The organism is Pseudomonas sp. GM33 (genome assembly GCF_000282295.1).
GTDB lineage: Bacteria > Pseudomonadota > Gammaproteobacteria > Pseudomonadales > Pseudomonadaceae > Aquipseudomonas > Aquipseudomonas laurylsulfatiphila.
In genome coordinates this window covers 39,866-50,317 of sequence record NZ_AKJO01000183.1, presented here as the reverse complement: position 1 = coordinate 50,317, position 10,452 = coordinate 39,866, and the positions used below count along the sequence as shown (strand labels likewise).

9 protein-coding genes are annotated in these 10,452 nt (G+C 57.7%); 3 read left to right on the top strand and 6 right to left on the bottom strand.

The features are described from left to right. From PMI26_RS01170 to PMI26_RS01185, 4 genes are all read right to left on the bottom strand, one after another. On the bottom strand, window positions 1-425 hold a 425-nt coding region (locus tag PMI26_RS01170; protein WP_007980504.1), incomplete at its 3' end, for an electron transfer flavoprotein subunit beta/FixA family protein. 59 nt (window positions 426-484) lie between these two features. Then, window positions 485-1,723: a CaiB/BaiF CoA transferase family protein gene (locus tag PMI26_RS01175; protein WP_007980503.1), complete on the bottom strand. Its 1,239-nt coding sequence runs from the start codon at window positions 1,721-1,723 to the stop codon at window positions 485-487. A gap of 1 nt (window position 1,724) precedes the next feature. After that, the gene (locus PMI26_RS01180) at window positions 1,725-3,263 is read right to left on the bottom strand and encodes a 3-hydroxyacyl-CoA dehydrogenase (RefSeq protein ID WP_007980502.1); all 1,539 of its coding nucleotides are present in this window, start codon (window positions 3,261-3,263) and stop codon (window positions 1,725-1,727) included. 3 nt (window positions 3,264-3,266) lie between these two features. Continuing rightward, entirely contained in the window at window positions 3,267-4,052 is a 786-nt protein-coding gene (locus PMI26_RS01185; protein ID WP_007980501.1) for an enoyl-CoA hydratase, read from the bottom strand. 237 nt (window positions 4,053-4,289) lie between these two features. Here PMI26_RS01185 and PMI26_RS01190 point away from each other — a divergent pair, with 237 nt between their 5' ends. The 3 genes from PMI26_RS01190 to PMI26_RS01200 all read left to right on the top strand — a co-directional run bounded on the left by PMI26_RS01190 (window position 4,290) and on the right by PMI26_RS01200 (window position 7,707). After that, a complete protein-coding gene (locus PMI26_RS01190; RefSeq protein ID WP_007980500.1) occupies window positions 4,290-5,156 on the top strand; it encodes an IclR family transcriptional regulator in 867 nt (288 codons plus the stop codon). A 58-nt stretch (window positions 5,157-5,214) separates the two neighbouring features. Next, window positions 5,215-6,369 carry an acyl-CoA dehydrogenase family protein gene (locus PMI26_RS01195; RefSeq protein WP_007980499.1) on the top strand — a complete coding sequence of 385 codons (1,155 nt, stop codon included), beginning with the start codon at window positions 5,215-5,217 and terminating at the stop codon, window positions 6,367-6,369. 63 nt (window positions 6,370-6,432) lie between these two features. Next, complete coding sequence (locus tag PMI26_RS01200; protein WP_007980498.1) at window positions 6,433-7,707, top strand: MFS transporter; 1,275 nt, start codon at window positions 6,433-6,435, stop codon at window positions 7,705-7,707. Between the two features lie 81 nt (window positions 7,708-7,788). Here PMI26_RS01200 and PMI26_RS01205 read toward each other — a convergent pair whose 3' ends face one another. Continuing rightward, window positions 7,789-9,240, bottom strand: a complete 1,452-nt coding sequence (locus PMI26_RS01205) for an aldehyde dehydrogenase (RefSeq protein WP_007980497.1) — start codon at window positions 9,238-9,240, stop codon at window positions 7,789-7,791. 27 nt (window positions 9,241-9,267) lie between these two features. Beyond that, complete coding sequence (locus PMI26_RS01210; protein WP_007980496.1) at window positions 9,268-10,413, bottom strand: NAD(P)-dependent alcohol dehydrogenase; 1,146 nt, start codon at window positions 10,411-10,413, stop codon at window positions 9,268-9,270. Window positions 10,414-10,452: the final 39 nt, after the last annotated feature.

The window sequence follows — 10,452 nt, the reverse complement described above, 5'->3', positions numbered from 1 at the left end:
TAGCCGCTCAATGCAGCGAGCATCTGGCCCGTCTGGTTGTTGTCGCTGTCGATGGCTTGTTTGCCAAGGATCACCAGCTGAGGCTGTTCCTTGTCGACAACAGCCTTCAGCAGCTTGGCAACAGCCAGGGACGTCAGGTCTTCGGTGGATTCGACGAGGATGGCACGGTCGGCACCCAGAGCCAGCGCGGTGCGCAGTTGCTCCTGAGCGGTGGACGGGCCGACGGAGACGACGACGATTTCAGTCGCAACGCGCCCTTCTTTTATAGAGAGTTCTTTCAGGCGTACGGCTTCTTCCACTGCGATTTCGCAGAACGGGTTCATCGACATCTTGACGTTGGCAAGATCGACGCCGGAATTGTCCGCCTTGGCGCGGACTTTCACGTTGTAGTCGACCACGCGCTTTATGGCTACAAGGACTTTCATGACAGGCTCCAATGGTAAAATTGCCCCGGCAGCTCAGGTGGCGTGCGAGGTCATGCATATCAGCGTTCGCCCAGTTGTTCGATGACGCCGCGTGCCTTCAACTCGATCAGGCGTTCATCGTCCAGTCCCAACTGACGCTTGAGGACTTCATCGGTATGTTCACCCAACATCGGTGCCGGGCGCAGATACTCCACCGGCGTCCCCGATAGCTTGATGGGGCTGCCCACGGTCACGAAATCCGCCTTTAGCGGATGGGGGATGTTCACCAGCATGTTGCGCGCCTTCACCTGCGGCTCATCCAGCGCCTGGGCAATGCTGTTGATCACGCCTATTGGCACGCCTTGCGGGTGAATACGTCGCACCCACTCATCGGCGGTAGCCGCGAGAAAGTGTTGCGCAAGCATCTCGATGAGCGCCTCCCGATTCGTCACTCTGTCCGCATTGCGCGAAAAGCGAGGGTCTGAAGAAAGGTCCGCCAAACCGATAGATTCGCACAGTGCAACGAACTGGGAGTCGTTGCCGCAGGCGATCACGAAATCCTGGTCACTGGCGCGAAACACCTGGTACGGCACTATGTTGGCGTGGGCGTTGCCATACCGACCTGGAGATTTACCGGAAGCCAGGAAGTTCTGGCTCTGGTTGCACAGCGTAGCGACCTGAACGTCGAGCAGCGCCATATCGACGTGCTGTCCGACGCCGGTTTTTTCGCGACTGAGCAATGCAGCCTGAATAGCGACCGTCGAGTAAAGCCCTGTCATCAGGTCAGAGAACGCCACGCCAACTTTCTGCGGCCCGCCACCGGGTAGGTCATCACGCTCCCCGGTGATACTCATCAGCCCGCCGATCCCCTGGATGATGAAATCATAACCAGGCTCTGCAGCCCGAGGCCCGGTCTGTCCGAAGCCGGTCACCGAGCAGTACACCAGGCGCGGATTGAGCCGGGACAAAGAGGCATAATCCAGCCCGTATTTGGCCAGCGAGCCGGCTTTATAGTTTTCGATCAGCACATCGCAGGAAGTAGCCAGCGCACGCACCAGTTCCTGGCCTTCGGCGCTCGCCAGGTTCAGCGCCACCGACAACTTGCCACGGTTGGTCGATTGGTAATAGGAGGCTTCGTTTGTAGTCTTACCGTTCTGGCCCTTCATCCATGGTGGCCCCCAACCACGAGTGTCGTCACCCGCACCCGGTCGTTCAATCTTGATGACTTCGGCTCCCAGGTCGGCCAGGGTCTGGCCACACCAGGGACCGGCCAACACACGGCTCAAATCGAGCACGCGGTATCCAGTCAAAGCACCCATTTCACACCACCTTTATTTGTAGACATTCGCCATGGCACAGCGACAGGCCGAGGGTCGCGCGTCGGCGCAGCCAGGGGCCCGGCCGGTAACGCGGATCCCCGGTCAATTCGGTCATGCGCTGCAGGATGGTCAGCAAGCGCTTGCTGCCGATGCTGTCGCCCCATGCCAACGGTCCCTGCGGATAGCCCAGCCCCCGTCGAACACCTTCATCGAGGTCTTCCACGCTGGCGATTCGCTGTTGGACGATATCGCCAGCCAGATTGACGATCATTGCCAGCACGCGTTGGGCGACGAAGCCGACGCTGTCATTGATCACGCTGACGCCGACGCCATCGCGAGCGAGTAATGCATGTGCGGCATTTCGCATGTCGACTCGGGTCGCCGGGTTCAGCATCAACGTGCGGTAGCGAGCGCTGTCGAGCAACGGGTCGATGCAGACCGTACGCGTCGGGTCGGTGTCAAAGCGTTCCGCTGCACCGGTAGCATCCAAACCATAGGGCGCCAGCAGGCAGAGTGCTTTGCTGGACGGTGTGGCGCCCTGCTCTACCTCCGCGCCTAACTTCTCAAGCAAAGCAGTCAGATTGGCACGATCGACCTCGTTCTCGGTACCCAACCACACCGGCGGTAGAGTCTCCACGACTGGCACTGACTGCGCCGGGGGGGCATCAACCATTTGCCCGTTGGCGTATCGGTAAAAACCACGCCCAACCTTGCGACCGACATAACCAGCCTCAAGCATCTGACGCGTCAGCGCTGCCGGGCGATATCGAGGCTCCTGGTAAAACTGGTTGTAGATAGACTCGATCACCGGATGCGAGACATCCAGGGCCGTAAGGTCGAACAACTCCAACGGCCCCATGCGAAAACCCAGTCCTTCGCGTAGGATACGGTCGATTTCGGCGGGCTCAGTCACGCCCTCCTTGAGGATTTGCAACGCCTCGGTGCTGTAGGCTCGTCCCGCGTGGTTGATGATGAAACCAGGCGTGTCCTTGGCACGAATTCCACGATGGCCCATGCGCGATGCCAACGCCTGCAGGCGATCACCCACTTGCGGATCACTGGCCAGACCGTCGATGACCTCAACGACTTTCATCAGTGGCACCGGGTTAAAGAAATGAAACCCGGCGACACGCTCAGGGCGCCGACATTTCCGCGCAATGCTAGTCACGGACAGCGAAGAGGTATTGGTTGCCAGTATGCAATCGTCACCGACGACCGCTTCAAGTTGTGCAAGCAAACCCTGCTTGGCATCAAGGCGTTCGATAATCGCTTCGACGACCAGGTCGACATCCTTGAGCTCGGTCAGAGCGGTCGCTACCCGCAGGCGGTCGAGTGTGGCCTGTGCATCCGCGGCAAGGACCTTGCCCTTGGCCACCAGCTTTTTCAGCGTCTGTTCAAGGTTATCGCGAGCTGACTGGGCAGCGCCTTCGCGGTTATCAAACAGCAGGACCTCAATACCGGCCTGAGCTGCAATCTGGGCAATGCCGGTGCCCATGATGCCAGCCCCCACAACCGCCATATGGTTGATCTCGCGTGTCATGAATCACTCTCCCGAGAAGGTTGCTTTACGTTTTTCAAGGAAGGCACTGGCACCTTCTTTCTGATCCTTGGAATCGAACAGCAACTGAAACGCCTTGCGCTCCAATGCCAGCGCGCTGTCCAGGGGCAAGTCGGCACCCAGCAACATCACCTCCTTGATCTGTGCGACAGCCAGCGGCGGCAAGGCGGCAATTTCAGCAGCCAGCTCAAGTGCTCGCGGTACTGTGCGTTCGTCACTCACCACTTCGCTGACCATGCCTATGGCAAGCGCTTCGGGGGCTGGGACCAGACAGCCCGTCAGCGTGATACGCATCGCCTGGAATTTGCCGACTGCACGAATCAGGCGCTGGGTGCCACCCGCTCCCGGCATGAGGCCAAGCTTGACCTCCGGTTGACCGAAGCGCGCCGATTGTCCGGCAACGATGATGTCGCAGTGCATCGCCAATTCGCAGCCGCCTCCCAGGGCGAAACCATTCACCGCTGCGATCACAGGTTTAGGGCAACGAGCGATGGCCTCCCACAAGTACTCCGTGTGGCGGCGATACATCTCGATAGGGCTGGCCTCGGCGAACTCGCGGATGTCGGCCCCGGCGACAAAGCACTGTTCACCACCGGAGAGGACGATCGCGCGCACCTGCTCATTGCTGGTCAAAGAGCGAAAGATTGCTGCCAGCTGTTCGCGAACTGCGCTGTTGAGCGCGTTCCTGGCCTCGGGCCGCTGGATCTGTACGACAGCGACGGCATCATCGCGAATGTGCAGATCCACTACAGCGTTGAGTCGGGAGTCCATAGCTACCTCTTGTTTGTATTTCGCTATACGAAACTGAATACCGTAATTACGATCAATCATAGATACGCTTCTAAATCGCTGTAAACAGGAAAACCAATAAATCTGGTTTAGTCCTTTGTTTACAGGTATTTACGCCTGAATAATAAATAGATTGGTTTTTTTTAAGACAGCAAATATAATTTCGCCTAGCGAAACTATATTTTATTTTCTTGCATTTCTTGAAAGCGAGGTTCTACCATGGGTCGCAACAAGGCAGATCACCAGGTCATGGGCCATTCCAAAGGAGCAGATGAAATAGGCTTGTTGAAGATGGGCCTGCTCGATCCCGCCAGCGCGCTGAGCGAAGACGAAAGCGGTGGCCAGTTCGTAACGGCGTTAGCTCGCGGGCTTGAATTGATGAGGTGTTTCACCCCGCGCGAAAACGTACTCGGCAATCAGGATCTGGCGCTAATGACCGGGCTGCCGAAACCGACCGTGACGCGTCTGACCAATACGCTGATGCGGTTGGGCTGCCTCAAACGTGAAGTGCATTCAGGCAAGTATCAGTTGGACGTGGGTGTATTGGGTTTCGGTTACGCCATGTTGTCGAATCTGGCGATCCGCACGGTGGCTCATCCCTTAATGGAAGAGTTGGCCAACCACGCTCAGGCGGCCGTTGCCATGGCCGCCCGCGACCGACTGCAGATGGTGTACCTGGATGTAGTCCAGGGCCAGGGCAACATGACCATGCGTCGTCAGATCGGCAGTTATTTGCCGCTGGCACAGAGTTCGGTGGGTCGCGCCTGCCTTGCTGCAATGCCGGAAACCGAGCGGGAGTTTCTGCTCGATCACATTCGCCAACGCGAATCGGAGCAGTGGCCAGCCATTCGTAAGGGCCTGGACAAAGCTTTCAGGGATTTCGCCGATTACGGCTTCTGCCTGTCGATCGGTGAGTGGCACCGCGACGTCAACTCCGTTGCAGTGCCATTGCTGCACCCGCAGTACGGGTTACTGACCTTCAACTGCGGTGGACCGAGCTTTCAGCTTCCCCGTGAACAGCTCATGGACGATATCGGGCCTCGCCTGATCAATATGGTCAATAACATTGGCGCCGCTGCTCGCTGACGCAACGGAGTAACGGCGCTCTAACAAAACGGCTCGCTTGCGAGCCTCAGGAGCGCACATGATCCGTGATACCGAAACCCTGCAGATTCTGTTGGATTCTCTTCGTCAGTTCGTCAGCGAAGTGCTGATCCCCCGGGAAAATGAGGTAGCTGACACCGACGCAATCCCCCAGGACATCGTCGGGCAGATGCGGGAAATGGGCTTGTTTGGCCTGACGCTTCCGGAAGAGTTTGGTGGCTTGGGTGTCACGATGGAGGAAGAGGTCAATATTGCCTTCGAACTGGGCCGCACTTCGCCGGCGTTTCGCTCCTATATCGGGACCAATAACGGTATCGGCTCCATCGGTATCCTCCTGGACGGCACTGACGAGCAGAAGCATCACTACCTGCCAAAACTGGCCAGCGGCGAGTTGCTCAGTTCCTTCTGCCTGACTGAGCCAGATGCTGGCTCAGACGCCGCGTCACTCAAAACCACCGCCATGCGCGACGGCAAAAGCTACATTCTCAATGGCACCAAGCGCTTCATCACCAATGCCCCGCACGCCGGGATCTATACGGTGATGGCGCGAACCAACCCTGAGATCAAGGGCGCCGCCGGCATCAGCGCGTTTATTGTCGAGCGCGGCACACCCGGTGTTTCCCTGGGCAAGCCTGACCACAAAATGGGTCACAAGGGGGCACACACCTGCGACGTCATATTCGAGAATGCACGTGTCCCGGCCAGCCAACTGATTGGAGGTGTCGAAGGCGTAGGTTTCAAGACCGCCATGAAAGTGCTCGACAAGGGGCGCCTGCATATTGCAGCCCTGAGTATTGGTGCTGCTGAGCGAATGCTCGACGATGCCTTGCGCTACGCAATGGAGCGCAAACAGTTCGGCAAACCGATCGCCGAGTTTCAACTGATCCAGGCCATGCTCGCTGACAGCAAGGCTGAAATCTATGCAAGTCGTTGCATGGTGCTGGATGCTGCACGCAAGCGTGACGATGGACGTAACGTCAGCACTGAAGCCTCCTGCGCCAAGATGTTCTCCACTGAAATGTGCGGTCGGGTCGCCGACCGCTGCGTGCAGATTCATGGTGGCGCCGGCTATGTGAGTGAATACGCCATTGAGCGCTTCTATCGGGATGTTCGTCTATTCCGCATTTACGAAGGCACGACCCAGATCCAGCAAATCGTTATCGCGCGCAACATGATTCGCGACGCTCAAAGCTGAGGTCACGGGCTTTCAATTTCCGGTTCAAGTGCCCTCCTCCAATAAATACAAAAAGGTATCACCATGGACGCTGCAGCTCAGGCGAACGTGACTTCGCACGCCAAAACCAGTACCTGGGTGCTGGTATTCATCTTCTGTTTTCTTGGATTGCTGATCGACGGTGCCGATCTGATGCTGCTTTCCTACAGCCTCAGCAGTCTGAAGGCCGAGTTCGGCCTGAGCAACGTTGAGGCCGGCAGTCTGGGAAGTTTCACCTTAACCGGGATGGCCATTGGTGGAATCTACGGTGGCTGGGCCTGCGATCGTTTCGGTCGGGTGAAAACGGTGGTCTGGAGTATCACGCTGTTTTCCGTAGGCACGGCGGTACTGGGCCTGACGCATAGTTATTGGCAATTCGCGATCACCCGTTTCGTGGCCTCCCTGGGGATCGGGGCACTGTATGTGGCTTGCAATACGCTGATGTCGGAATACGTGCCCACCCGCTACCGCACAACTGTACTCGGCACGCTACAGGCAGGGTGGTCGGTGGGGTATATCGTTGCGACGCTGCTGGCGGGCTGGATACTGCCTAGCCACGGTTGGCGCTGGCTTTTCTACATCGCGATTATCCCGGTGATCCTGGCTGTGGTGATGCAGCATTTCGTGCCTGAACCACAGGCCTGGATCAACGCTCAGTCCGAACGCGCCAGGAACAAACTCACCGGTACCCAAAGCCTGCTCTCCAAAAAGCGCGAAAGCATGTACAAGCTGATTTTCAGTGATCCACAAGCTAGCAGGATGTTTATTTTCTGGGCTCTGACGGCCGGCTTTTTGCAGTTCGGCTACTACGGTGTGAACAACTGGATGCCGACGTACCTGGAAAGCGAATTGGGCCTGAATCTCAAATCCATGACCGGCTATATGGTCGGCACCTACACCGCCATGATCCTCGGCAAAGTTCTAGCTGGCCTGGCCGCTGATCGTATCGGACGTCGTACCGTATTTGCCTTTGGCGCCCTGGGGACTGCGGTATTCCTGCCGGTGATCGTGGTCTTGCAAAGCCCGGAAAACATCTTGTGGATGCTGGTGGTGTTCGGCTTTTTGTATGGCATTCCTTACGGTGTGAATGCCACGTACATGACCGAAAGCTTCGAGGCCAAGTTTCGCGGGTCCGCCGTCGGCGGTGCGTACAATATCGGGCGCCTGGGCGCAGCGATTGCGCCGGCTGCAATCGGGTTCCTCGCCTCCCACGGTTCAATCGGCGTGGGTTTCCTGGTCATGGGCGCGGCCTACTTTATCTGTGGCGTGATTCCGGCGCTGTTTATCAGGGACAAGCAGTTTGACCCGCAAAAGCAGTAACGCTTTGTAATCCCAGCAGGATTGCTATTGCTCGGCATCGGAGGGGTAAAAAATCCGGCGCATTACGCGCCGGTTTCAAACTTAGAAAGGGTACGGCTGGTTGGAAGGTTCAACCGTGACCCACTTGACCTCGGTAAACTCTTCAATGACTGCACTGCCGTCGAAGCGTCCGTAGCCGCTTTTCTTCATTCCGCCGTAAGGGGCCTGCGGCTCGTTTTGCACGGTGGCGCCATTGATGTGTACGCAGCCAGCATCCAGTCGGCCAGCCAACTCCAATGCCCGTGTCACATCGCGACTGAAGATTGAAGAGGAGAGTCCGTAGGCGGTGTCGTTGGCGACCTCCAGTGCTTGCTCAGCACCCTTCACCCGTACGATCGTTGTAACGGGCCCAAAGGTCTCTTCGTCGTAAATCGACATCTCACGGGTAACCCGATCGACCAGCGTCGGGCCCATCAAGGCATTTTCCGCCAGGCCGCCAGCCACGATGACAGCGCCCTTGCCGATGGCGTCGTCGAGTAAATGATTGATCCGTTGTACCGAGCCCTGGCCGATCATCGGGCCTATCACGCAACTTGGCGACGTCGATGGAACGCCCGTTTCCAGCGACTTTACGCGTTCTGCAAAACGAGAAACGAATTGCTCGGCAACCGCTTCATCGACCACGAAACGCTCGGTCGACATGCAGATTTGACCCTGATAAAGGAAGGCTCCGAAAACGGCCGCGTTGACTGCTCCGTCGATATCCGCATCGTCCAGAACAACAAAAGGTGCTTTACCACCCAGTTCCAGGAGGCAGCGCTTGAGATGACTGGCGCACGTCTGGGCGATCATGCGGCCGACCTTGGTCGAACCGGTGAAATTCACTCGACGCACAACGTCATGAGCGACCAGTGCTTCAGTCACCGCAGACGCGTCTTCTGGCGCGCTGATCAGAAAGTTCAATACACCCGCCGGCAAACCGGCATCGTAAAAGGCTTCGGCCAGCAACGCATGCGTACGTGGACTGCTTTCAGAACCCTTGAAGATCACCGTATTGCCACACGCCAGTGGGTAGGCAATAGCCCGTGCGCCAAGAATGACCGGCCCGTTCCAAGGCACGATACTCAGTACGGCGCCCACCGGTTGGCGCAACGTCATCGACAGTGCGCCGGGCTTGTCGGTAGGTATGGTTTCGCCTTTGATTTGTGTGGTCAGGGCTGCAGCTTCACGCAGCAGGTTGGCCGATGCTCCCACGTTGAATTGTGCCCAGAGTTGCGAAGCGCCAATCTCCTCGGCCATGACCGAGCAGAACTGCGCCATTTTCGATTCCAGGGCATCGGCTGCCGCTAGCAGTATACGGCGGCGTTCGGTTGGCCCGGTTTTTGACCATGTTTGAAAAGCGCTCTGGGAAGACTCGGCAGCACGGATGGCGTCCTCGACGCTGCAGGCTGCACCTACACTCACGGTCGCGGCACTGAGCGGATCGATGCGCTGGAATGTCTTGCCATTGGAGGCATCGAGCTTTTGATTGTCTATTACGATTTGAACGGTCATTGCTGGTTCCTTGGCAGATCGAAAAAGTTAGACCGAAGCAGGGACTGGCATACGCAGAATCGGTTTGATGGTGACACCGCGCTCGCTATCGGCCATCGCCTGGTTCACCTCATCGAATTCGTAAAATTTGCATAGCTTGTCGAAGGGGAATCGGCCCTGGAGGAACAGATCAACCAGCTTCGGAATAAAAGCATTGGCAACGACATCGCCTTGCACGATGCCCATGATGCGTTTGCCGGGAATCATCACGTCGTTGATATTGAAGGCGACCTCGGTACCCATTTTGGTAGCACCGACGATGCCACAGGTACCCAGCGTGGTGACTGAATCGATCGCCTGGCGCAACACCTCGGAGCGACCGGAGCATTCAAGGCTGTAATTGACACCGCCCTGAGTGATGGCCTGGATGCGTTGAACCGGATCCTCTTCGCGACTATTGATGACATGGGTCGCTCCCAGTTCTAGCGCCAGTTCCAGCCGACTCGCAGTGACGTCCACAGCAATGATGGTCGTAGCGCCAGCGACCTTCGCCGCCATGACCGCCGCCAGCCCGACCGCCCCTGCACCAAAGGCGGCGAAGCTCGATCCGGCCTCGACCTTGAGTGCATTGAGCACTGATCCTGCGCCCGTCTGAATGCCACAACCCAGCGGTCCCAAGAGTTCCAATGGTGCCTGCTTGGGGACTTTGACGACGTTGCGCTCATTGGCGATCGTGTATGTGGAAAACGAGGATTGACCAAAGAAATGGTCGTGGATGGCGTGGTCGCTGCCACATGCGCAAGCGGAGGTGCTGCCATCAAGCCGGCCACCACCAAAGTTCAACGGGTGCATGTGTGTGCAGTGTGCCGGGTGGCCCGTTTCGCAAGGCAGGCAAAGACCGCACGACATGTACGTCATGACCACGTGATCGCCCGGTTGTACGGTCGTCACGGCAGAACCGACTGCATCGACGACACCGGCACCTTCATGACCGAGGATGATGGGCAGAGGAGTGGGAAACAGCTGATCACGCACCACCATGTCAGTGTGGCAAACACCTGTAGCGACCACACGAACGCGCACTTCGGTTGGCCGAGGAGCCTCGAGCAAGACATCCTCAATTTGCAAAGGGGCTCCCGAGGTGCGCAATACTGCGGCACGGATGTTCATCGATTGTGCATCAGTCCGGGACATCGTTGTCTCCTTGAAGTGGTTCGTCGACGTCGAGTGAAC

Bases quoted from the DNA above. Each gene is read 5' to 3' on its own strand.
- PMI26_RS01185 (WP_007980501.1), bottom strand. From the start codon at position 4,052: ATGGACTCCCGACTCAACGCTGTAGTGGATCTGCACATTCGCGATGAT.
- PMI26_RS01190 (WP_007980500.1), top strand. From the start codon at position 4,290: ATGGGTCGCAACAAGGCAGATCACCAGGTCATGGGCCATTCCAAAGGA.
- PMI26_RS01175 (WP_007980503.1), bottom strand. From the start codon at position 1,723: ATGGGTGCTTTGACTGGATACCGCGTGCTCGATTTGAGCCGTGTGTTG.
- PMI26_RS01180 (WP_007980502.1), bottom strand. From the start codon at position 3,263: ATGACACGCGAGATCAACCATATGGCGGTTGTGGGGGCTGGCATCATG.
- PMI26_RS01200 (WP_007980498.1), top strand. From the start codon at position 6,433: ATGGACGCTGCAGCTCAGGCGAACGTGACTTCGCACGCCAAAACCAGT.
- PMI26_RS01195 (WP_007980499.1), top strand. From the start codon at position 5,215: ATGATCCGTGATACCGAAACCCTGCAGATTCTGTTGGATTCTCTTCGT.
- PMI26_RS01210 (WP_007980496.1), bottom strand. From the start codon at position 10,413: ATGTCCCGGACTGATGCACAATCGATGAACATCCGTGCCGCAGTATTG.
- PMI26_RS01205 (WP_007980497.1), bottom strand. From the start codon at position 9,240: ATGACCGTTCAAATCGTAATAGACAATCAAAAGCTCGATGCCTCCAAT.